The organism is Archangium lansingense, from assembly GCF_026626635.1.
GTDB lineage: Bacteria > Myxococcota > Myxococcia > Myxococcales > Myxococcaceae > Archangium > Archangium lansingense.
Window position 1 is genome coordinate 5,963,607 of record NZ_JAPNKA010000001.1, and the last position, 21,650, is coordinate 5,985,256.

The 21,650-nt window shown below is 68.0% G+C and carries 18 protein-coding genes; 12 read left to right on the forward strand and 6 right to left on the reverse strand.

Features of this window, described 5'->3' with window-relative positions; all coding sequences use genetic code 11:
- Positions 1-172 precede the first annotated feature (172 nt).
- From OV287_RS24405 to OV287_RS24430, 6 genes are read left to right on the forward strand one after another with little or no spacing between them, the layout of a single operon-like run.
- Entirely contained in the window at positions 173-916 is a 744-nt protein-coding gene (locus tag OV287_RS24405; RefSeq protein WP_267536439.1) for a YIP1 family protein, read from the forward strand.
- The gene (locus OV287_RS24410; RefSeq protein ID WP_267536440.1) at positions 913-2,241 is read left to right on the forward strand and encodes a TolC family protein; all 1,329 of its coding nucleotides are present in this window, start codon (positions 913-915) and stop codon (positions 2,239-2,241) included. The genes OV287_RS24405 and OV287_RS24410 overlap by 4 nt, the downstream gene beginning before the upstream one ends.
- Positions 2,238-3,503, forward strand: coding sequence for an efflux RND transporter periplasmic adaptor subunit (locus OV287_RS24415; protein ID WP_267536441.1), 1,266 nt, complete (start codon positions 2,238-2,240; stop codon positions 3,501-3,503). Before OV287_RS24410 ends, OV287_RS24415 begins: the two co-directional genes overlap by 4 nt.
- Complete coding sequence (locus OV287_RS24420; RefSeq protein WP_308809724.1) at positions 3,500-4,264, forward strand: ABC transporter ATP-binding protein; 765 nt, start codon at positions 3,500-3,502, stop codon at positions 4,262-4,264. The genes OV287_RS24415 and OV287_RS24420 overlap by 4 nt, the downstream gene beginning before the upstream one ends.
- The gene (locus OV287_RS24425; protein WP_267536442.1) at positions 4,261-5,493 is read left to right on the forward strand and encodes an ABC transporter permease; all 1,233 of its coding nucleotides are present in this window, start codon (positions 4,261-4,263) and stop codon (positions 5,491-5,493) included. Before OV287_RS24420 ends, OV287_RS24425 begins: the two co-directional genes overlap by 4 nt.
- A gap of 32 nt (positions 5,494-5,525) precedes the next feature.
- On the forward strand, positions 5,526-6,755 hold the full coding sequence (locus OV287_RS24430; RefSeq protein WP_267542410.1) for an ABC transporter permease: 1,230 nt from the start codon (positions 5,526-5,528) through the stop codon (positions 6,753-6,755).
- A 22-nt stretch (positions 6,756-6,777) separates the two neighbouring features.
- Here OV287_RS24430 and msrA read toward each other — a convergent pair whose 3' ends face one another.
- Positions 6,778-7,437: a peptide-methionine (S)-S-oxide reductase MsrA gene (gene msrA / locus OV287_RS24435; protein ID WP_267536443.1), complete on the reverse strand. Its 660-nt coding sequence runs from the start codon at positions 7,435-7,437 to the stop codon at positions 6,778-6,780.
- Positions 7,438-7,543: 106 nt separating this feature from the next.
- Between msrA and OV287_RS24440 the strand changes: the two genes are divergently transcribed.
- A complete protein-coding gene (locus OV287_RS24440) occupies positions 7,544-7,825 on the forward strand; it encodes a hypothetical protein (protein ID WP_267536444.1) in 282 nt (93 codons plus the stop codon).
- Positions 7,826-7,849: 24 nt separating this feature from the next.
- Here the strand turns inward: OV287_RS24440 and OV287_RS24445 are convergent, their stop codons facing one another.
- A complete protein-coding gene (locus OV287_RS24445; RefSeq protein ID WP_267536445.1) occupies positions 7,850-9,412 on the reverse strand; it encodes a GspE/PulE family protein in 1,563 nt (520 codons plus the stop codon).
- Positions 9,413-9,686: 274 nt separating this feature from the next.
- On the opposite strand from OV287_RS24445, the gene OV287_RS24450 reads away from it, so the two are divergent.
- Complete coding sequence (locus tag OV287_RS24450; RefSeq protein WP_267536446.1) at positions 9,687-11,645, forward strand: lysyl oxidase family protein; 1,959 nt, start codon at positions 9,687-9,689, stop codon at positions 11,643-11,645.
- Positions 11,646-11,701: 56 nt separating this feature from the next.
- Here OV287_RS24450 and OV287_RS24455 read toward each other — a convergent pair whose 3' ends face one another.
- Positions 11,702-12,055, reverse strand: coding sequence for a hypothetical protein (locus OV287_RS24455; protein WP_267536447.1), 354 nt, complete (start codon positions 12,053-12,055; stop codon positions 11,702-11,704).
- Between the two features lie 188 nt (positions 12,056-12,243).
- Here OV287_RS24455 and mtgA point away from each other — a divergent pair, with 188 nt between their 5' ends.
- Positions 12,244-13,131, forward strand: coding sequence for a monofunctional biosynthetic peptidoglycan transglycosylase (mtgA, locus tag OV287_RS24460; RefSeq protein ID WP_267536448.1), 888 nt, complete (start codon positions 12,244-12,246; stop codon positions 13,129-13,131).
- 159 nt (positions 13,132-13,290) lie between these two features.
- On the forward strand, positions 13,291-13,938 hold the full coding sequence (locus OV287_RS24465; RefSeq protein WP_267536449.1) for an archaemetzincin: 648 nt from the start codon (positions 13,291-13,293) through the stop codon (positions 13,936-13,938).
- A gap of 4 nt (positions 13,939-13,942) precedes the next feature.
- Here OV287_RS24465 and OV287_RS24470 read toward each other — a convergent pair whose 3' ends face one another.
- Genes OV287_RS24470 through OV287_RS24480 form a run of 3 tightly spaced genes read right to left on the reverse strand, consistent with a single transcriptional unit; the run spans position 13,943 to position 18,003 of the window.
- The gene (locus tag OV287_RS24470; protein ID WP_267536450.1) at positions 13,943-14,713 is read right to left on the reverse strand and encodes an SIR2 family NAD-dependent protein deacylase; all 771 of its coding nucleotides are present in this window, start codon (positions 14,711-14,713) and stop codon (positions 13,943-13,945) included.
- 9 nt (positions 14,714-14,722) lie between these two features.
- A complete protein-coding gene (locus tag OV287_RS24475; RefSeq protein ID WP_267536451.1) occupies positions 14,723-15,175 on the reverse strand; it encodes a hypothetical protein in 453 nt (150 codons plus the stop codon).
- A gap of 26 nt (positions 15,176-15,201) precedes the next feature.
- Positions 15,202-18,003, reverse strand: coding sequence for an AMP-binding protein (locus tag OV287_RS24480; protein ID WP_267536452.1), 2,802 nt, complete (start codon positions 18,001-18,003; stop codon positions 15,202-15,204).
- Positions 18,004-18,151: 148 nt separating this feature from the next.
- Between OV287_RS24480 and OV287_RS24485 the strand changes: the two genes are divergently transcribed.
- Entirely contained in the window at positions 18,152-19,231 is a 1,080-nt protein-coding gene (locus tag OV287_RS24485; protein WP_267536453.1) for a DUF3616 domain-containing protein, read from the forward strand.
- A gap of 267 nt (positions 19,232-19,498) precedes the next feature.
- Positions 19,499-21,637 (forward strand): alpha/beta hydrolase family protein, encoded by a 2,139-nt coding sequence (locus OV287_RS24490; RefSeq protein WP_267536454.1) that lies wholly within the window; start codon positions 19,499-19,501, stop codon positions 21,635-21,637.
- Positions 21,638-21,650: the final 13 nt, after the last annotated feature.

Genomic DNA, 21,650 nt, shown 5'->3' on the forward strand with positions numbered 1-21,650 from the left:
CCTTCGGATCCGCGCGGCAAAATTTCCGCTACAGGTCACTACACCTTCTACCCCCGCGTAGGGGATGATCGGGGGAATTGGCCGGTTGCCTGCCTGTTGGGGGGAAATTGTCATCCGGCTTGCAATACGGGGCGCTCCTGGGCGTACATCCCGTCGCCACGTACCTCCACTTATGACCTCAATTGTCCAACCCACCCGTGTGCTCCTCGATCCGCTCGACGCGACGGGAGCCGCCATCGAGGCCCGCCGCTGGGTGTGGCCCCTCCTGATCCTCGCCGTGTGTGTGTCCGCTTCTGGGACGGCTTTTTCCCTCCGCTGGGACGCTGGCACTGCAGTAGTGCAGCAGATGCAAATGTCCGGTCAGCTCGAACGGACCACGGAGACGGAGATCTCCGAGCAGATCCAAACGGCCTCGCGCAAGGAGCTGGTTGCGGGGATTGCCAAGGGCGTCTTCGTGATGCCGCTGATGACGCTGGTGCTGGCGGCGGCGCTGTGGGTGGCCGCGTGGCTGTTCGACCGGACCGCGCCCTTTGGGCAGCTCATGTCGGCGGCGGCGCTGGCGATGCTGCCCATCGCCCTCTACCACCTCGTTTTCACCGTCTGCGCGCTGGCGCAGCACTCGCTCACTGAGGCGGGAGCGCAGGATCTGGTGCCCTCCAGCCTGGCGGCCCTGGGCGGACTGTCGCCCAATGCAGCCAAGGTGCTGCGGGGCGTGGATTTCTTCAACCTGTGGAGCGTGGCCCTGATGGGGCTGGGCTTCTCCTCGGCGACGGGGATGAGCAAGGGCCGGGCGGTGCTGCTGTGCCTCGTGCTCTACGTCCTGTTCATCGGGGTGTTCTTCATTGGAGTGCCCGCGATGATGGCCGGAGGGCCCGGCGGTCCGGGTGGTCCCGGTGGTCGAGGAGGTGGTCGATGAACGCGCTCATGCTTGCGGTAGTGCTTGCTGCTAACTCCACCCCTGTCAACCTGGAGGAGGCCCGCGCCAGGAGCCGGGAGAACGTCCAGGCCCTCACCGCCCTGCTGCAGGCCTCCAGTGCCGAGCAGGACATCCGCGTCGCCCGCTCGTCGCTGCTCCCCCAGCTCCGGCTCTCGGCCGGTGGCTCCGTGGGGTACAGGGGCCCCGAGCGCAACTACAACCTGGTGCCCGTGGAGGGCGGCGGCTTCGAGCAGCAGGTGGTCGACGTTCCGGCGGTGACCATCCCCAACTTCAACCTCAGCCTCAGCGTCAACCAGCTCATCTATGACCGGGCCGTGTGGGCTCGGCTGGAGCAGAGCGGGGCGCAGTACGAGGCGCAGCGGGGCGAGGCCCTCGAGCAGCAGGACACCTCCGAGCTGGAGGGCATCCAGCGCTTCTACTCACTCTTCCGTACCCAGGCCACCATCCAGGTGCTGGAGGCCAACGTACGCCGCAGCGAGCAGCAACTCGATCGTGCCCGGGCGCTCTTCCAGGCGGGCCGGGTGGGCAAGGCCGAGGAGCTGTCGGCGCAGGTGAACCTGGGCAATGACCGCATCGCCGTGGTGTCGCGGCAGTCGCAGCTCGCCACGGACCAGGCGCGGCTGTCCACGTGGCTGGCCATGCCGGGCACGGATGCCGTGGAGGCGGTGGACCCGGGCGTGCTCACCCAGGCTCCCACGCCGGCCCCCTCTCTGGAGCAGGCGCTGCAGGAGGCACGCACCCGCCGGCCGCTGCTGGTGGCGCTGCGTCAGCGCATCCGCGCGGCGGAGCTGCAGGAGAGCATCGCCAACGCCGGCTACCTGCCGCGCTTCACCTTCCAGGGCTCCTACAATCGCGGTGGCCCGGACCCGGCCGTCGTCTTCGCCCAGCCGCAGCGGCAGAACCAGGTGAGCGCCGGGGTGGGTCTGTCGTGGGATCTCTTCAATGGCCTCAGCACGCAGGCGCAGGCGCGCCGGGCCGAGTACCAGACGCGGGTGGCCGAGCTGAACATGCAGCAGTCCGAGCGCGAGCTGGAGGGCTCGGTGCGCCAGTCGCACGTGTCGCTGTTGGCGCAGATCACCTCCGCGGAGCTGGCCGAGGCCAACCGCAAGGCGGCTGCTGACGCGCTGGTGCTCGCTGAGGAGCGCTTCAACGCGGGTGTCAGCTCGACGCTGGAGGTGCGCGACGCGCAGCTCAAGCTCACGCAGTCCGAGCTGACCCTGTTGGAGAATCGGATCAACGTCGAAATCGCCCGCTTCACGCTGATGCGGGCCATGGGCACTCTGGCCCCGGGAGAAGCGAAATGAAGTGGTGGAAGGCGGTCATCGCAGGTGGTCTGTTCCTCGGAGCGGCGGCCATCACGGTGGGGGGTCTGAAGGATCGGCCCCCTCCCACGGTGGAGGCGCAGGTGGCCAAGGCTCGCAAGGGCAGCATCACCCGCACCATCACGGGCGCCGGCAAGGTGCAGGCGGCCACCACGGTGAAGATCTCCTCCAACCTCTCCGGCGATCTGACGGAGCTGGTGGTGAAGGATGGAGAGCGGGTGGCCAAGGGCCAGGTGCTCGGCCGCATTGATCGCAAGCGCTACGAGGCGGCGGCGAAGCAGGCCCTGGCGGCGCAGAACGCGGCGCGCTCGGACGCGCAGGTGTCCCAGGTGGATGTGACCCGCACCTCGGCCGAGCTGGCGCGCGTGGAGGATCTGAGCAACAAGGGCCTTGCCTCGGCCGCCGAGGTGGAGCTGGCGCGGGCGACCCGGGACACGGCCGCGGCCCGGCTGGCCGCGGCCCAGCAGCGTCTGGCCCAGGCCTCCGCTGTCTACGAGGAGGCCCAGACCAACCTCTCCAAGACGACGCTGTTGTCGCCCATCGACGGCAACATCATCGAGCTGTCGCGCGAGGTGGGTGAGCGTGTGCGTGGCTCGGACTTCTCCGAGGACGTGGTGATGACCATCGCCGCCCTCAACATCATGGAGGTGAAGTTCGAGGTGGGCGAGCACGAGGTGGTGCACCTCAAGCCCGGTCAGCCCGCGGAGATCTCCGTGGACGCGCTGGAGGGCGAGTCCTACCAGGGCTCGGTGGTGGAGATCGCCCAGAAGGCGCTCATCAAGAACCCCGGCACCGAGGCCGAGGTCACCACGTTCCCCGTGACGGTGGCGCTCAACACGCGGCCGGCGAAGGTGCTGCCGGGCATGAGCGCCGAGGTGCGCATCTCCGCCGAGCAGCATGACGACACGGTGCTCGTCCCCATCCAGTCGGTGACGGTGCGTCCGGAGCGGAGCCTGCCGGACTACCAGCCGCCGGTGGAGGGCACGGGCCTGACGGTGGCCCGCCGCGCGGAGACCCTGGCCAAGGTGGTCTTCGTGGTGGATGCGGACAACAAGGCGCAGATGCGCCGGGTGCGCACGGGCATTGCCTCCGACACGGACCTGGAGATCATCGAGGGCATCCTGGAGGGCGACAAGGTGGTGGAGGGCCCCTTCCGCACGCTGTCCAAGGATCTGAAGCACGGCGACACGGTGCGCGAGCCTCAGCCGGGCGGTCCCGGCGGTCCGGGTGGGAAGAAGTCGTGAGTGAAGCCAATGGCGCCGGGCCCTCCCGGCTCATCGATGTGCAGGACGTCACCCGTGTCTTCCACGTGGGTGGCGAGGAAGTCCGCGCGCTGCGGGGCGTCTCCTTTGGCATCAGCCGTGGCGAGTGGGTGGCCATCATTGGCCAGTCCGGCTCGGGCAAGAGCACGCTGATGAACGTGCTGGGCTGTCTGGATACGCCCAGCAGCGGTCGCTACATGCTCAACCACAAGGACGTGTCGCGCATGACGGACGACGAGCTCGCCGTGGTGCGCAACGAGGAGATTGGCTTCATCTTCCAGACGTTCCAGCTGCTGCCGCGCGAGACGGCGCTGGCCAACGTGGAGCTGCCGCTCGTCTACCGGGGCATGAAGACCAAGGAGCGTCGCGAGCGGGCCAAGGCGGCGCTGGCGAAGGTGCACCTGGAGCACCGCATGCACCACAAGCCCAACGAGCTGTCCGGTGGTCAGCGCCAGCGCGTGGCGATTGCCCGGGCGCTGGTGGCCGAGCCCTCCATGCTCCTGGCGGACGAGCCCACGGGTAACCTGGACTCGGCCACGGGCGAGGAGATCGTCCGGCTCTTCGAGGAGCTGCACCGCGGTGGCAACACGCTGGTGCTCGTCACGCACGAGCCGAAGCTGGCGGCGCGCTGCCCGCGGGCCATTCGGCTCAGTGACGGGGAGATCGTCGCGGACGGTCCCGGGCGCCAGGTGGCCCTGGGCGACGCGCCCGCGCCCCAGGCACAGGCTGTGGGGGGGGCATGAACAAGGCCGCGCGCGTGGATGTGATGGAGGGGGCGCGCATTGCGTTCTTCTCGCTGGGGGCCAACCGGATGCGCACCGTGCTCACCACGGTGGGCATCGGCATTGGCGTGGCCACGCTGCTGGCCATCATTGGCATCATCCAGGGGCTCAACACCTCCTTCGACAAGCAGCTGGCCTCCATCGGCTCCAATACCCTCACCGTCTCCAAGTTCCCCTGGGTGATGAAGGGCGACTGGTGGATGTACCGCAACCGGAAGAACTTCACCCTTCCGCAGCTGGAGCAGATCCGCGCGCAGGCGACGCTCATCACCGCCATGTCTCCCTACGTGAGCCGCACCGGTGACGTGGGTTTCAATGGCCAGCAGCTCTCCACCGTGGAGATCGCCGGGGTGACGCAGGAGTACTTCTCCATCGGCTCCTTCGAGGTAGTGGCCGGGCGCCCCCTGACGGGCGCGGATGACGCTGTGTCCCGGCCCGTGGTGGTGCTCGGGGCTACCGTGGCCGATGGCCTCTTCCCCGGGTTGAACCCCGTGGGCCGCTCTGTCCGCATCGACGGCCGGCCCTTTCAGGTGGTGGGGACGCTGTCGCGCAAGGGCAAGCTCCTGGAGCAGGATCAGGATCTGATCGTCCTGCTGCCCTTCAAGACGTTCTATTCCACCTTCGGCAAGGGCCGTCCCTTCAGCATCACCATGGCCGTCGAGCGCGTGGAGGATGTGCGCAAGGCGGAGGATCAGCTCGTGGGCGTCCTGCGGCGCGTGCGAGGCACGCCCCCGGGTGTTCCGGATGACTTCTCCATCAACCGCCCGGACCAGCTTGCCCAGACGTACGAGCAGCTGACTGGGGCGCTCTATGGCGTGGCGGTGGGGGTGGGCTTCATCACCATGCTGGTGGGTGGCATCGGCATCATGAACATCATGCTGGTGTCGGTGCGAGAGCGGACGCGGGAGATCGGCATCCGGCGCGCGCTCGGGGCACGCAAGCGCACCATTGTGTTGCAGTTCCTTTTGGAGGCCTCCGCGGTGTCCGCGGTGGGCGGATTGCTGGGCACGGTGGTGGGGCTGGGGACAGCCAAGGTCGTGGCCCTCATCACCCCGCTGGCGGCGGACGTGCAGCTCATCACCATTGTGGGCGGGGTGGGCTTCGCCGCGCTGGTGGGGCTGTTGTTTGGCATCTGGCCGGCGGCCCGGGCCGCGAACCTGGATCCCGTGGAAGCCCTCCGTTACGAGTGAGCACGCGCATGTTCCGACGCATCGAGGCCGGCCTGCTGGCAATGGCTGACAACCTGCGGCTGGCCCTGGGTACCTTCATGGGCAACCCGCTGCGCACGCTGCTCACGCTGCTGGGCATCGTCATTGGCGTGACGACGGTCATCGTCATGATGGCCCTCATCGAGGGCCTGCGCCTCAAGGTGAACAACGATCTGTCGCAGCTGGGCGCCAACACCTTCCAGGTGAGCAAGTGGCCCTCGGGCTTCGGCCGGGTGAACTGGCGCATGTACGCCAAGCGCAAGGACCTGACCATGGAGGACATGCGCGCCATCCAGGAGTCGTGTGCCTCGGTGGGCGTGGTGTCCGTGTCAGACACGGTGGGAGGCCAGAAGATCTCCACCGCCACCGTGGAGACGCGCCCCTCGGTGCGCGTCACGGGCGCCTCGTCCGAGTACATCGAGACCAGCGGTATCACCATCGCCTCGGGGCGCTTCTTCGGCCAGGTGGACGCGGTGGATGGCCGTCAGGTCGCCGTGGTGGGCATGGACGTGGTGGAGACGCTCTTCTCGGGCATGGAGCCGCTCGGCCAGCAGGTGCGCATCAAGGGCCGCCCCTTCACCGTGGTGGGCGTGCTGCAGCGGCGGGGCAGCTTCCTGGGCATGGTGAGCATGGACAACGTCATCATCGTGCCGCTGCGCGCCTACGAGATGCTCTATGGCGAGGTGGACTCGGTGAACCTCGCGATCCAGGCGCGTGAGCCGGATCAGCTCTCCAAGGCTCAGGAAGAGGTGACGGGCCTGCTGCGCCGCCGGCGTGACGTGGCACCCCTGGCTCCCAACGACTTCGAGGTGCGCACCAACGAGTCGATGACGGAGACTTTCAACAGCCTGTCGCAGGTGATCACGATCGCCAGCTTCGGCGTATGCCTGCTGTCGCTCGTGGTGGGCGGCATCGGCATCCTCAACATCATGTTGGTGTCGGTGACGGAGCGGACGAAGGAGATCGGCATCCGCAAGGCGCTGGGGGCGCGCAAGTGGCGCATCCTCGCCCAGTTCGCCACCGAGGCGGTGATGATGTCGCTGCTGGGAGGCGCCATCGGAGTGGGGCTCGGCTTCGGGCTGGCCTTCCTGTCGCGATGGATGCTGGGCGTCAACACCGTGGTGCCCGGCTGGGCGGTGGTGCTCTCACTGGTGATGAGCTCGGGCGTGGGCCTCGTGTTCGGCATCTACCCCGCGGCACGCGCCGCGAGGTTGGATCCGGTGGAGGCCATGCGCACGGAGTAGGGCGCAGGGCCCGGGCCGTCCGCTACGGCGCGGCGGCTACACCCACGGGGCAGCTCACCCCCGTGCCGCCCAGGCCGCAGTACCCGTTCGGGTTCTTGGCCAGGTACTGTTGGTGGTAGTCCTCGGCGTAGTAGTACTCGGGCGCCGGGCGCAGCTCCGTGGTGATGGTGTCGTAGCCAGCCCCGGTGAGCACCTGCTGGTAGGCCTCGCGCGAGGCCAGCGTGGTCTGCCGCTGCGCGTCCGTGGTCCAGTAGATGGCCGAGCGGTACTGGGTGCCCGTGTCGTTGCCCTGGCGCATGCCCTGGGTGGGATCGTGGCTCTCCCAGAAGACCTTGAGGAGCGTCTCGTAGGAGACCTTCTTCGGGTCGTACACGACGAGCACCACCTCGGTGTGGCCGGTGCGGCCGGAGCACACCTCTTCATAGGTGGGGTTGGGGGTGAAGCCTCCCGCATAGCCCACGGAGGTGGAGTACACGCCGGGCGTCTGCCAGAACTTGCGCTCGGCGCCCCAGAAGCAGCCCAGGCCGAAGATGGCCTGCTCCAGGCCCTCCGGGAAGGGCGGCTCGAGCGGCGCGCCGTTGACGTAGTGCTTCTTGGGGACAGGCATCCGGGTGGAGCGGCCGGGCAGGGCCTCCTCCGCGGAAGGCAGCTTCGTCTTGATGGGGTTGAAGATCCGCCACATGCCCCGAGCTTAACGCGAGGTATGGGCACGTGCCGGGAATGTGACGGCTCGCCCGGTGGCTCCCCCTTCTTTCGAGAGGCCCGGGATGGCTTAGAGTGTCGGGCAGATGACGGCTCCCCCCTCCGTACCTCCCGAGACTCCCGAGCCGTCCCCCTCCGAGCGGCCCCGGCTCATCATCAACGGAGAGCCCATGCTGCCTGAGGACCTCGGACGAAACCTGTCCGAGTCGGTGCTGCTGCGGCTGAGCGTCACCAAGGAGCCCTATGAGCCGCCCGAGCCTCCCCGCGGCAAGTCGCTGCCTGCGCAGGTGGAGGCCCTCCCGACGCTGACCCTGGCGGTGATTCTCGTGCTCGTCGGTCTGGGACTGGCGGCGCTGATCCTGCTCTAGAACGCCGCCCGGAACGGGCCCGGCTCAGCCCTCCTGGCGCTGGCCCTGTCCTCCCTGGCCCTGCTGGCGATCCTCCAGGGCCGTCATGATCTGACGGAAGGGAATCACGCGCACCAGCTCCGCGAGCGTGGTCTGTCCGGCAGCCACCTTCGCCAGTGCATCCTCCACGAGGGTGCGGAAGCCGTGTGCGCGCGCGTAGCGGCGGATCTGCGCGCTGTGGGCTCCCTGGGCGATCAGATCCTGCAACCCCGAGTCCACCACCAGCAGCTCGTAGATGCCGGTGCGCCCGCGGTAGCCGGTGTGGCGGCACTCCTCGCAACCGACACCCGTGCGGGGCTGGAGGCCCTCCAGCAGCGAGCCGAGCAGCTCTTTCTGCCTCCGGGTGGGCTCGGCCGGTGCCTCACACTTGGGGCAGATGCGACGCACGAGCCGCTGGGCCAGCACCGCGAGCAGCGAGTCTGCGATGTCGGCGTCATCCAACTCCAGGCCGCGGAGCCGGCCCACGGCGCCCACGGCATCGGCGGTATGAAGCGTGCCGAGCACGACGTGTCCGGTGGCCGCGGCGTTGAGCGCCATGCTGCCCGTCTCCAGGTCGCGGATCTCCCCCACGAGCATCACGTTGGGATCCTGCCGCAGCAGCGCGCGCAGCAGCAGCGCGTGCGACATCTGCGGGCTGACTTCCTTCTGGTTCACCTTGGGGACGTAGTACTCAATGGGGTCCTCCGCGGTGATGATCTTCTTGCGCCCGTCGTTGAGCTGCGCGAGCGCCCCGTAGAGGGTAGTCGTCTTCCCGCTGCCGGTTGGGCCGGTGACGAGGATGAGGCCTTCGGGATTGGAGAGCAGGTTGAGAAACAACCGCTCCGTGTCCGGGCTCATCCCCAGCTTGCTCACGGGGACCAGCCCCGCGCTCGAGTCCAGCACGCGGATGACCACGTCCTCACCGCCCGGGCTTGGCACCACGCTCACGCGGTAGTCGACGACCTTGTGCTCTTCGCTCCGGGCAATGACGGCGCGGATGCGGCCGTCCTGGGGCCGACGGTGCTCGGTGATGTCCATGTCAGCGAGTATCTTGATGCGGCTGACCACCTCCTTCACGGACTCCGGATCCATGTCCGTGTAGGCCTGATGCAGGATGCCGTCGATGCGGTAGCGCAGGTCCACATCGTCCCGGTAGCTCTCGATGTGGATGTCCGAGGCCTTTCGCTCGAACGCGCCAGCAAGCAGGTCATCCACGAGCTCGACGGGCGTGGGCGGCTGCCGCGAGGGCGGGCGCTTCTGGATGAGGAGATCCGCCTTCGTCTGGGGCCCGGCGCCGAAGCCCGTTCGCAGGGCCGAGTCGATCTCGTAGCGGTTGAGCTTCACTGGCCGGATGGGACGCTGCAGGAAGTCGGAGATCCTGAAGCGCAGGGCCTGGTTGTCGGGGTCCACCATGCCGATGGGGATGGGGGCGTCGGGGGCCTGCGCGTCGATCTTGCCCAGCACCACCACGGAGTGGCGGCGGCAGAACGGCTCCGGCAGCAGCCGCATGGAGTGGCGATCGAGGGCGTACTGCGAGAGCTCGGAGAAGGTGTCGGACCCCTGGGCCATGCAATTGGCATAACACGCCCCGCGCCGTGCTCAGGACTCCTGCCGCACGAGGCGGGAGATGTCTCCTCGGACGTGGACCGGGGGAGGGAGCGGCGTGTCCCGGCGTGCTACGCGCATGGTTTCAGACGGGGAGACGCGACGACGGTGGAGCGAGAAGGGCTCGATATGTGGCGCCTGCACTATCGTTCCCCGCTGGACGCTCCTGGTTGGGAGCAGCCATGAAGGGCAACGTCGGGCTCGGCCGGGGAGCTCGGACATCAAGGGGGTTTCGGTCATGAAGATGAATCGAGTGTGGGTCTCCACTGCGTTGGCGGCGGTGTTGGGGGGCTGCCTTACACCCCCTCCGGAGCCGCCTGTAGAGCCGCCGCCCGTGGAACAGCCGCCCTTCTTGTCCGACACGCCCCTCTGGACGCTGGAGGCCCCCGAGTCGCTCCGGCTGTCGTGCTTTGGCAACTCCATCGCGCTCGGAGACGTGAACGGGGACGGGAAGCAGGACCTGGTGGTCGCGGCGCCTCCATGCGCGGGGATGACCGGCAAGGGCTCGTTGGCCATCTACGCCGGCAATGGCTCCTCCTTCTCCACCGAGCCCGTCATTGGCGAGCTGGACTGGCCGAACACCAACCCGGCGGCGAGCGGGCGAAACAGTGGCGTGTCTATCGGCAATGTGAACGGCGATGGCTTTGCCGACATCCTCATCCGCGCTCAGACCGTGGGGGCGCTCGTCTTCGCGGGCAAGGCGGACCTCGGGGAGGTGCTCCAGGCGCCCCTGTTCCGCGTGCCGTACACCGGGACCCTCTACGCGAGCTTTCTGAGCGACCTGAATGGGGATGGACTCGATGACCTCGTCATCAGCCAGGGCTCGACGCGGCGGACGGGTATCTTTCGCGCCACCCCCACCGCGGATGCTCCGTTCACCCTGGTGAGGATGTTCACGGAACGGGCGCTGAGGGTCATCCGGGCGGGTGATCTCAACGGCGATGGGGCGAATGAGCTGCTGCTCGGGACCGCGGAGGGCGCCAGGCTCTTCCTCGGCTGTAAGACCGATGAGGCTGGGGTCTGTGAGGGCGGTCTGTCGTTCTCTTCGTCCTGGACGGCCCCCAACGAAGTGCTGGGGTTCTTCCCGGATCAGAATGGGGATGGGCACCGGGAGGTGATCCTCGGGGATCAGGGCCGTGCGGCGGTGCATCTCTTCCAGCCGGAAGGTGGCTTCTCGCCGACACCCATCTGGAGCATCCTCGGAGACGCGGCGTATCCCGGCTTCAGTCCCACGGCGTACTTCGTGGGGGACCTGGACAAGGACAACAAGGAGACGGAGTTCCTGATGAGCGCGGCGGGGCGCCTGTACGCGTTCTTCCCCAAGCAGGGGCTCTCCTCCGAGGTGCGCTCGGAGTGGGCCTGGCCGAAGAGCAACTCGCTGGGGGCCGCGTTCCAGGGCTACGTGCGCTTCGCGCCCGTGGGGGCCGGGGATCTCAACGGGGACGGCTACGCCGACTTCCTCGCCGGACTGGCTCCGCCGTATGACCAACTCACCCCTGCGACGCCCCAGCGGCCGGGACGGGTGGTGGCCTACGGCGGAGGCAAGGTGCCGCCCCAGGCGCCCACGCCCTTTATGCGATCGCCCGCGTCGTGTGGACTGGCGAGCGGCTCGGGCAAGCCGGATGTGACGGTGGACCCGGACGTCATCTCCCGCACGGCGTATGTCGAGCGGCGCGACTTCGCGGAGACGGCCTGCGAGGTGACGGAGCAGTGCGTGGGCGCGCCCGGAAACCGGCGCCTGCTGCGCTTCAGCGTCTCCATCCCGAACCTGGGCTCGGGCGCCGTCAACATCCCGTCCCCTGATGCGCGACCGGACCTCTACGAGTTCGACGCGTGCCACCAGCATGATCACCTCGTCGGGTTCGCCAGCTATGAGCTGGTCGATCCCCAGAACGAGGTGGTGGCGGTGGGTCGCAAGCAGGGCTTCTTCCTGGTGGACCTGATGCCTTACTGCGGAGACGCGCCGCCTTCGTTCATCAACACGGATGGCTCGCAGGGCATCTCGCCGGGCTGGGCCGATGTGTACGCGGGTGACTATCCGTGCCAGTGGCTGGACATCACGGACGTCCCGGACGGCACGTACACGCTGCGCATCGGCGTGGACAAGAGCAACCTCGTCGACGAGGAGGACGTCCATCCGAACTCCGTCGACGTGAAGGTGAAGATCTCCGGCACCACCGTGGAGATCCTCCCGTAGGAAGGGCCCGTGCTCCGGGGACATGCACCCCGGAGCATTCGGGACCGCGGCGAGCACTACGGAGGAGTCTCGCAGCCGCAGCCGCAGTCATCGAAGAACGCCGAGGCACCTTCGGGGCAGGTGAACCGGATGGCCGCACACCGCTCGGGATCCTTCGAGACGTAGGTCCGGTTCGGCTCGTCGTAGTTACAAGCCTTCTTCTCTTCCGCCTGGCAGATGCCGCCGCAGTCGGCGCCCCCCTGGTTGGGATCGCAACTGTCATTGGGGTCATCGACGCAGGTGAAGCCCTTGGCGCAGGGGATGCCGGCAATGCCGCCGCAGAACTCGCCTCCCTGGGCCGCCTGGACGGGCCCTGTCTGGTCGGCTGCATCGGCCGGACCGCAGGCCGAGCTCAGAAGGGCGAGACCCATGACCACCAGACTCCAAGGAATAGGCCGAAGGGACATGTGAACTCTCCTTTGCGAAACAGAAATCGGCACGGAGAGTGCGTTTGGGAGGGGACCGGCGAGTGGGCCCTCCTGCCCCAGGCTGGAGGGGGAGGCCTGCCAGGAAGGTGAATTTTCCTCCGGCGGTGCTTCGATGTAGATGGGGCACGCACATGGCCAGTCGGACGATGAAGCTGAAGCAGAGCACGGGCAACACGGGGAAGGTGAAGCAAGCGACCACGGGCAAGTCCCGGCAGGTGGCGAAGGCTCCCGCGCGTGGCGGATGGCTGCGCCGAGTGCTGATGCTGGTGTTCCTGGGGCTGGTGGTGTTCGCGTCCTACGAGTACGCGAGCCTGCCGGAAGCAGAGCCGCTGCTGAAGCAGAACCCGAAGGTGACGGCGCTGATGGAGCAGCGCGTGGAGGAGGCGCGGGAGGCAGGCCAGAAGCCGAGGCGCCGCCAGCATTGGGTGGGCCTGTCGAATGTGTCCAGGCACGCGATCGACGCGGTGCTGCTCTCGGAGGACGCGAGCTTCTACCTGCACGCGGGCTTGGACCCGAAGGAGCTGGAGAACGCGCTGGAGGAAGCGGTGCGCAAGGGGAAGCTGGGGCGAGGGGCGTCGACGATTACCCAGCAGTTGGCGAAGAACCTCTGGCTGTCGACGGACCGGAGCCTGCTGCGCAAGGGCAAGGAACTGATCCTCGCGCACCGGCTGGAGGAGTCGCTGCCGAAGAACCGGATCCTCACGCTGTACATGAACGTGGTGGAGTGGGGGAACGGGGTGTACGGCATCGAGGCGGGGGCGCGGGAGCACTTCGGGGTTTCGGCCTCGCAGCTCACGGCGGCGCAGGGGGCGATCCTGGCGTCGATGCTACCGGCACCGCGCAAGAGGTCTCCGACTTCGGGCTCGAGGGCGCTGAAGAAGCGGGCGCACTGGGTGATCGAGCAGATGGAAGCGGTGAAGCGGCTCAACGCCGAGCAGGCGAGGGTGGCGCACGCGGAGATCGATCAAATCCTCGACGGTAAGACGGCGGAAGACTTCGAGGACGAAGCCCAGGGCTGAGCAACCACCCGACGCCAATCACTCCTCAACCTGCCAATCACCCCTCAACCTGCCAATCACCCCTCTCCCTCCGGGAGAGGGACGGGGTGAGGGTATCCGGGCCCGTGTTCACCCCTCCGTGAACGCGAACCCGTGCCTCATCCGGCTACACTGTGAGGCATGCGTACGCGACGCCTCGTGGGCTCGGGCCTCCTGTTCATCACCCTGGTGCTGGTGGGGTCCTTCCTCGCCCCGGCGGAGGCGGAGACGCCTCCAGAGCGGGTGGTCGCGATCGTGCCGTTGGGCGAGGTACGGCAGGAGTTCCTGGAGAAGGTCCAGCAGGAGCTCCAGTCGCGAATGAAGGTGAGGATCCGCATCGATCCACCCAGGGAGCTGCCACAAGAGGCCTGGTACGCCCCGCGTCGCCGCTGGAGGGCGGATCGGCTGCTGGACTGGCTGGACGAGCATCCGCCGGAGGGGGCGTGGAAGGTGGTGGCGGTGACGGAGGCGGAGATCTCGGCCACGAAGGGGAACATCCTCGACTGGGGTATCGCGGGACTGGGGAGCATCGGCGGGCCGAGCTGCGTGGTGTCAGCGCACATCTACAAGAAGCACAGCAAGACGAAGGAGGCGCTGCTGCGTCGGCTGGGAGACCTGTCGGTGCACGAGTTCGGGCACACGCTGGGGTTCCCGCACTGCGAGGAGAAGGGCTGCGTGATGGCGGACGCAAAGGGCAAGGCCATCTCGTCCGCGGATGCGAGCTCGGGGCGCTACTGCACGAAGTGCCTGGGGCTGCTGCCCACCGAAGAGCGCGCGCTGGTGAAGTAGCGCCTCACGCTTCGCCGAGCAGCAGCGGCAGGATGTGCTCGGCGCGCCCCAGAATCTCCACGTCGAAATCGGGATGGCGGGGTTGCATGGGCGTGAGGTTGACCAGCAGGGTCCGCGCCCCCGCGTACTTCGCCCCACGGACGAAGTTCGAGGCGGGGGACACCGTTCCGGACGTTCCGACGGCGAGGAAGAGGTCGCACTCCCGCAGGGCGTGTTTGGCCTTCCATTCGGCATCCAGCGGGAGCGGCTCCTCGAACAGGGTGAGGTCGGGCCGAAGGGGCTGGCCGCAGGCGGGGCACGCGGGTGCTTGCGTATGCGCGACGGAGTCCTCGAACGGGGCGAGCGAGCAGCGCGTGTTGGAGCAGCGGGTGTGCCGCAGCGAGCCATGGAGCTCCACGACGTCTCGGCTTCCCGCTCGGGTGTGCAGCCCATCCACGTTCTGCGTCAGGAGGGTGAAGGAGCGGCCCGCTCCCAACCGTTCCTCCCACCGGGCCAGCGCGAGATGCGCGGCATTGGGCATTGCGGTGCGGACCTGTTCACGTAGTGGTCCGAAGAGGGACCAGACGCGCGAGGCGTCACGGGCGAGCATGTCGGCAGTGGGGAGCTCCTCCAGGTCTGGCCGGGTCCACAGTCCGCCGGGACCCCGGTAGGTGGGGAGCCCCGAGGCAACGGAGATGCCCGCCCCTGTCAGCACCACGACGTGGCGCCACGAGGCCGCCTGAAGCTGCGCGCGCAACGCCACCACCTCGGCATCACTCGTGAGGGAGACCGACATGGCGGGAGTCTACGGCTCCGCCAGACCCGAGGCGAGCAGCGCGAGCCGGGTGACGATCTGCTCCTCCGAGGGAGGAATGACCGCGCTGACCGAATGCAGGAGGTTGACGCGCAGACCGTTGCTCCGCAGCCAGGCGACCAGCTCATCCGCGTTGATGGGATCGGGCCGGACGAGGAACTTCCGAGCGATGGGCACGCGAGACAGGTACAACGCCTCGAGCGAGGACAGCTCACCCTCGGGGCCGGAGTAGACGGGCTCGGTGTGTTTGAACCAGGGCTTGATGTCCTCCAGGAGCCATTGGACCCGGGTGGTCTTGAAGCGCTCGAGCTTCAGGAACTCCTCCAGGTGGTTGCGCTCCAGGAGGATGCAGTCGTCGCCCGCGCACCACGCCTCGATGCTGAGGTGGTGTGCCAGGAGGCGATGCTGGCGCCGGCAATACTCGCGGTGGGGATCCATGGACATGTCCGTGTTCTCCTCGTCCTGACCGCTCAGAGAGTGGGGGCGCTGACCGGATGGTCGAGCCGGGCCCGTGCCATATCTCGCAGGCGTACCATCTCCGGCCAGCCCTCGGCAGCCGGAATAATCGGCTCGCCGACGGAGAGTGTGATGTGGCCGGGGCGCTGCAAGCGTGAGCCCGGGCGGAGGATGCACTGGGTGCCCTCGAGGTGGATGGGCACCACGGGCCTCCCTGCTTCGACCGCAGCCTTGAAGGCTCCCAGCCGGAACGGGAGCATCGCGGGCCCTCGGGCACAGGTGCCCTCTGGGAAGATGAGCAGCGAGGTGCCCTGCCGGAGCACTTCCGTGACATGTGCCGCCCCCTCGACTCCCCGGGCCGTGTCGAAGCGATCCACAGTGAGGTGCCCGGCGCCGCGGACCGCCGCGCCCACCAGGGGCCACGAGCGGACCTCCTGCTTCGCCACCGCGCGGAAGTCCACGGGGAGGGCCGCGAGGATGGCCACCGAGTCCACATAGCTGACGTGGTTGGCCACCAGCACCCACGGCCCGGGGCCGCGCAGGTGTTCAAGCCCCTCGACCCGCACTGGACATCCGGCGGCCCGCAGCATCCAGCGCGCGATCCGGCGCACCAGACGATCCGTGGAGGGACCTGAGCGCACCGTCACCAGCCCCACTCCGAGCATCAGCGCCGTGAGCAGCATCAACACGGACAGGTACACGGTGTAGAGCGCCGGTCCCACCGTGCTGGCCACTCGTCCTCCATGCGCCCTCAGGTGCGCCCCGGCCAGCCGAGCATACTGGACGAGCACCGCGCGCCTTCCTCGCAAGAGTTCCCCGTGGACATAGGCCTCTCGGGTGGCGCTCCGGCGGATCTTCCCGCTGGAGGTCTTCCGCACCGCGCCGGGAGGTGCCAGCACCACCTCGTCCGGTGGCAGGCCGAGCACCGCGGTCACCCGATCGAGGATCGCCGCGCGGAGCCTCGCTCGTGCCTCCTCTCCACGCTCGCGCGTCTCCGCGACCACCACGAGCCGCTCGGTCCCAAGCTCCTCACTGGGCAGCCCGAAAGCGGCCACGCAGCCCTTGCGGATGCCAGGCAGCTCTCCCACCACCTCCTCGAGCTCCGTGGGGTACAGGTTCCGGCCCGCCTTGATGATCAGATCCTTGCTTCGCCCAGTGACGTACAGCTCCCCTCCGGCCAGGTAGCCGAGGTCTCCCGAGTCCATCCACCCGTCATGCAGCACGGCACGTGTAGCCTCAGGAGCGTGGAAGTAGCCCGGGGTCATCGAGGGCCCTCGGAACTCGATCCGCCCCTCCACTCGCTCTCCGATTGGGCGGCCCGCGCCGTCCACGATGCGCACCTGGTAGCCCGGGAGCGGTCGGCCGCAGGACACAAAGCGCAGCGGAGTTTCCTCCCCCTCGTGAGCGGGCCGGGCCTCGCGGCGACGTGTGAAGTGCTCGCGCTCGATCGCCTCGATGTGGGGCGGTCGTCCCACCGGAGGAAAGGTGAGGGCGACGCCGACCTCCGCCAGGCCGTAGGCCGGGAACATCGTGCCGGGCTGGAAACCGTGGGGAGCGAAGCGCCGGGTGAAGCGCTCGATCGTCTCCGGGCTCACCGCCTCGGAGCCGTTGAGGGCCACGCGCCAGGAGCTCAGGTCGAGCCCCTCCAGCTCCGCGTCCTCCACCTTCCGGACGCACAAGTCATAGGCGAAGTTGGGCGCGGCTGCGAGGGTGCCGCGGTGGTGGTGCACGGCGCGCAGCCAGCGCGAGGGGCGCGCGAGGAAGGCCAGCGGCGAGAGGATCGCGAGCGGAATCCCGTAGTAGAGCGGCATCAGCCAGGAGCCGATGAGCCCCATGTCGTGGTACAGCGGCAGCCAGCTCACCGCGACGTCCTCGGGGTGGATGCGCAGCGCCTGGCCGATGGCGCGGATGTTGGCGAGCAACTGCGCGTGGGTGAGCAGCACGCCCTTGGGGGCGCCGGTGCTGCCGGACGTGTACTGGATGAGCGCGGCGTCCGAGTCCTCCAGGCGCACAGGTGGGGCCACCGCGTCCTTCCAGTCCAGTCCGGCTGGAGTGAGGGTTCGCCGCAGGGAGGGCACTCGGGCCTTCAGGAGCGTGCCCACCCGCTTCGCCTCGTCGAAAGTGATGAGCACCTGTGCCCCGGCGTTGCGCAGGATGCCGACCTGCCGCTCGACGTACTCCTCGAGATGATCCATCCGGAAGGGCGGGTAGAGGGGCACCGGGACCCCTCCAGCGAGCAGGATGCCGAGGAAGCATGGGAAGAAGGCCCGCTCGGTGCGCAGCATGAGGCCCACGGTGTCTCCATGCTGGAGCCCCTCGTGGAAGAGGGCCGCCGCCACCGCCGAGGCCGAGGCCCACAGCTCGCCGTAGTGCAGGGGACGCTCCGAGCCATCCTCCTGACGAAGGAAGAGGTGGGGGCGCTCCGGGTGGTGTTCCGCATGCCAGCGGAGCACGTCCGTCAGCAGGCGTGCCGAGTCCGGCGCGGCCATCCCTGGCGTCAGCGGAGCCCAGGTAGCCGGGGGTCCCTCCTCAGTGAGGGCGGGCACCGCCGTGGCGACGGCCTGTGCCAGGTCGCGCGGGGTGGACGCGCTGGCCACGATGGGATCCGGCAGCACCACGCCGAAGCGCTGCCCCAACCGGAGCAATAACTCCACCCGCTCCAGGCTGCCCAGTCCGAGGTCATGATCCAACGAGTCATCGAGGCCGATTGCTTCCCCGGCGCGCGGCGGAGCCAGCTCGGCCACGAGCGTCCCGATGACGTCGAGCACGGCGCGCTCGATCGCCTCCGGTCGGACGGGGGAGCCTCGCGGGAGCATGGGCCAGCCTCCAGATGTTCTAAATTTGGGGTGTGCTCACGAGGCGCCACACCCCCTGTCCGCCAGCGGGCTCTACGGAGGGCCCGGGGGTTGGCGCGAGTACAGGGGGGTGCTTAAGCGGAAGGCTCCCAACCTGGAGGACACTTCCATGCTGCATGCCCCACTCCTCGGCCGTGTCCTGCTGAAGTTCAACACCGGCAAGGAGGAGCTTCATGAGGATCTCTCCGCGGCGGTGTTCTCCTCGGATGGCAGCCTCTGGGTGGCCTCGGACGAGCACCACTCACTCGAACGCTTCTCCCCGGTGAACCCGCGCGTCTTCGGCGAGCACCGGCACTTCGTCATGGCGGAGCTGCTCGGGGAGGAGGTCCGCGAAGAGGTGGACATCGAGGCGCTGGACTTCCAGGACGGGCACCTGTGGTTCGTGGGCTCGCATAGCGCGAAGCGGAAGAAGCCCAAGGGCAAGGCGATGGTGAAGGATCTGGAGCGCCTGGCCACCGTGGAGCACCAGCCCTGGCGCTTCCTGCTCGCCCGGGTGCCGCTGCCGGAGAAGACGTCGGGCTCCGCCCGCCCGGCGAAGCTCAAGCGCGCCGAGGGCCGGGAGGACTCGGGGGTGAACGTGCTGGTGGAGCTGCTGCGCCAGGACCCCCACCTGGGGCCCTTCCTCGCGCCCGCCTCGCCGGATGATCCGGATGGCGCCCTGGCCATTCCCAGCAAGGACAACGGCTTGGACATCGAGGGGTTCGCCGTCCACGGGGACCGGGTCTTCCTCGGGCTCCGGGGCCCCGTGCTGCGGGGCTATGCCGTCATCCTGGAGATGGAGGTGGAGGAGGTGGGCAACGGCCTTCTCGCGCCCCGGCGGACGAAGAAGGGCAGCCCCTACCACAAGCACTTCCTGGACCTGGATGGCCTGGGCATCCGCGAGCTGTGCCGCCATGGGGAGGACCTGCTCATCCTCGCGGGGCCCACCATGCCGGTGGATGGTCCCATCCGGTTGTTCCGGCTGCACAAGGGCCTGCTGCTGTCTGGAGATACCCTCCACCCGCAGGAGAAGGGCGTGCTGGAGCCGCTCTTCGATCTGAAGGACGGGAGCAGGGACGACAACGCCGAGGGCGTGGCCGTGTTCTCCTGGTTCGCGCCGAACGACTCCGTGCTCGTCGTCTACGACACGCCCTCGCCACAGCGCTGCTACGGGCCGGACGGCGTGCTCGCGGACGTGTTCCGGCTCTGATGGCTCGACGATGACCTCTGGGAGCGGGGTCGCCGCGTAACAAGCATTCCTGAGCAGGGCTGTGATTGAGAAGCAATCCGGCCAAGCTGTTGCATCGTCTCAGGCCCCCATCCCGGTGAGCAGGCACTTTTGCTATATCCCCATCAGAAGTCACCGGGGTGCAGAAGGCGCCGGGTACAGGAGGCTTCGAGGATGCTGGTGGGTCTACTGCGATCACAGTCACAAGAGCAGGTGGTGGAAGGGTCTCCGCGAGTACGGGGACGAAGCTTGTCAGGGGCCGCTGTGGGGGCAGTCATCGCCGTTGTCGGGGTGTTCGTGACGGTGGCTGGCCTGGTCGTGTCCGGCCTGGGATGGCCAATCGATACCCTGGCGACGGCGATGTTTGGGCTGCTCCTGACAGGAATGCTTGGCCTGCTGGTGGCGGGTCTTGGCGCGATGTTGCGCCGGTTGCCGCTTTGGATGGTGGGTGTGCTGGCTGGCTCTGTCCTGGCCCTTGGGGCGCTCTTTGCGTTGATCAACTTGCCGCTGGGCATGATGGGGCTGCTGTTGATCGGGTTGCCTGCGGTGTTTCTACAGGGCGCCCTGGGGGCGGGCCTGGGAATGCTTCGGGATGGGGCGAAGGGCAGGTCCCAGCTCATCGCCGTTTCCCTGGTGATCCTGGCGGCCTGCGGGGACGTGGCCGGAATCGGGTGGCTGGTATCTCCGGGCACCAGGCCGGCTGGGGTCACGCGCCCCGCGACTGCTTCGCAGCAGAGTCATTCCCTGACAGATCCGTCGCAGGCCGGGCCGTATGCGGTGCGAACGTTGTTCTATGGCAGCGGGACGGACCAGCGGCGCCTTGAATATGGTTCGGGCGCGGAGCTGCGGACAACGCCGGTGGACGGTTCCCTCATCCTCTCCCGCTGGGGCGAGGGATTGGGTGGCGGGGTCCGTACCTGGTACTGGGGTTTCGATGCGACGCGCCTGCCGCTCAACGGGCGTGTCTGGTACCCAGAAGGTGAGGGGCCATTCCCGTTGGTGGTGCTCGTCCACGGGAACTACCTGATGCAGAAGGACTCCGATTCCGGCTATGGGTACCTGGGCGAATTGCTCGCGAGCCGTGGTGCGATCGTCGTTTCCATCGACGAGAACTTTCTCAACAACTCGTTTGCGGGAGGTCTCTTCGAAGATACTGACGCCCGGGCCTGGCTCCTGCTCCAGCACCTGAAACTCTGGCGGACCTGGAATGGGACCCAGGACCACCGGTTCTTCGGTGCGGTGGATATGACGCGAATCGCGCTGGTGGGCCATTCCCGCGGAGGAGATGCCGTGGCCCTGGCCCATTCGTTCAACCAGATGGAGCGATACCCTGGCAACGGTGCGCTCCTCTTTGATTTTGGCTTTCAGATTCAAGCGGTGGCGAGCTTGTCGCCGACCGACGGTGGGGCTCGCCCCGCGGGACACCCGCTGTCTCCCTCCGGCGTGAACTACCTGTTGCTTTGGGGTTCCCACGATGCCGATATGCCAGTCTATTGGGGCAGCCGACTCTACCAACGGGTATTGCCGGGCGAGAATCGTTTCAAGGCCAGTGTCTATATCCACCGGGCCAATCACGGGCAGTTCAACACCGTGTGGGGCGACAAGGATCTGGTCCTGCCCATGGGATGGCTCCTGAATAGAGCGGCGTTGCTGTCCGGCGCGGAGCAGCAGCAGGTGGCCCGGGTCTACCTCTCCGCGTTCGTCGAGGCGACGCTGCACGGAAGGAATGAATACCGGGAGTTGTTCAGGAACCCGGCCGTGGGTGCCACGTGGCTGCCTGAGACGGCCTACCTCCCTCTCTACGAAGACGGTGCCTATCAGCGGCTCGCCGGCTTCGAGGAAGATGCCGATGTATCGACCGCGACACTCCCGGGGGGCCGGGTGAGCGCGGAGAATCTCGTGCTCTGGCGGGAGGAGGAGTTTCGTCTTCGCATGGGAGTGGGGCAGGGGAACCATGCCGTGCGCCTGAAGTGGGAGGCCTCGGAGCGAGGGGTGGGCACCTACGTGGTGCGTTTGCCCGAAGGTCCAACCGGCGGTCGCGCCGTGGACGGAGCGACCCGCCTGGTGCTGGCCATTGCCGAGCCGGACGCGGCGTTTCGCATCGAGGTCGCGGATGCGAGCGGACGGCAGGGTTTCGCGTTCTGTGGAAAAGGGCCTCGTACGGACGTTTCGCTGTACAAGGTGCCGGCGCTCGAGCAGCTCTTCCTGGGGCTGCCGGCGGGAAGGATCTTCCGGCGCTGCGCCGTTCCGCTTTCCGACTTCCTGGCGGCGGAGCCCACGTTGGATCTCCAGTCGCTCCGCTCCATCACGCTTCGCTTCGATCAGACGCCGAAGGGGGAGATGCTCCTGGACGACGTCGGCCTGGAGTTCCCGGAGCGCGACAGCTAGGCGCCCCTGCCAT

Bases quoted from the DNA above. Each gene is read 5' to 3' on its own strand.
- msrA (WP_267536443.1), bottom strand. From the start codon at position 7,437: ATGTGGCGGATCTTCAACCCCATCAAGACGAAGCTGCCTTCCGCGGAG.
- OV287_RS24480 (WP_267536452.1), bottom strand. From the start codon at position 18,003: ATGCTCCCGCGAGGCTCCCCCGTCCGACCGGAGGCGATCGAGCGCGCC.
- OV287_RS24455 (WP_267536447.1), bottom strand. From the start codon at position 12,055: ATGGGTCTCGCCCTTCTGAGCTCGGCCTGCGGTCCGGCCGATGCAGCC.
- OV287_RS24485 (WP_267536453.1), top strand. From the start codon at position 18,152: ATGCTGCATGCCCCACTCCTCGGCCGTGTCCTGCTGAAGTTCAACACC.
- OV287_RS24445 (WP_267536445.1), bottom strand. From the start codon at position 9,412: ATGGCCCAGGGGTCCGACACCTTCTCCGAGCTCTCGCAGTACGCCCTC.
- OV287_RS24405 (WP_267536439.1), top strand. From the start codon at position 173: ATGACCTCAATTGTCCAACCCACCCGTGTGCTCCTCGATCCGCTCGAC.
- OV287_RS24475 (WP_267536451.1), bottom strand. From the start codon at position 15,175: ATGTCCATGGATCCCCACCGCGAGTATTGCCGGCGCCAGCATCGCCTC.
- OV287_RS24450 (WP_267536446.1), top strand. From the start codon at position 9,687: ATGAAGATGAATCGAGTGTGGGTCTCCACTGCGTTGGCGGCGGTGTTG.
- OV287_RS24470 (WP_267536450.1), bottom strand. From the start codon at position 14,713: ATGTCGGTCTCCCTCACGAGTGATGCCGAGGTGGTGGCGTTGCGCGCG.
- OV287_RS24425 (WP_267536442.1), top strand. From the start codon at position 4,261: ATGAACAAGGCCGCGCGCGTGGATGTGATGGAGGGGGCGCGCATTGCG.
- OV287_RS24415 (WP_267536441.1), top strand. From the start codon at position 2,238: ATGAAGTGGTGGAAGGCGGTCATCGCAGGTGGTCTGTTCCTCGGAGCG.
- OV287_RS24465 (WP_267536449.1), top strand. From the start codon at position 13,291: ATGCGTACGCGACGCCTCGTGGGCTCGGGCCTCCTGTTCATCACCCTG.
- OV287_RS24440 (WP_267536444.1), top strand. From the start codon at position 7,544: ATGACGGCTCCCCCCTCCGTACCTCCCGAGACTCCCGAGCCGTCCCCC.
- mtgA (WP_267536448.1), top strand. From the start codon at position 12,244: ATGGCCAGTCGGACGATGAAGCTGAAGCAGAGCACGGGCAACACGGGG.
- OV287_RS24410 (WP_267536440.1), top strand. From the start codon at position 913: ATGAACGCGCTCATGCTTGCGGTAGTGCTTGCTGCTAACTCCACCCCT.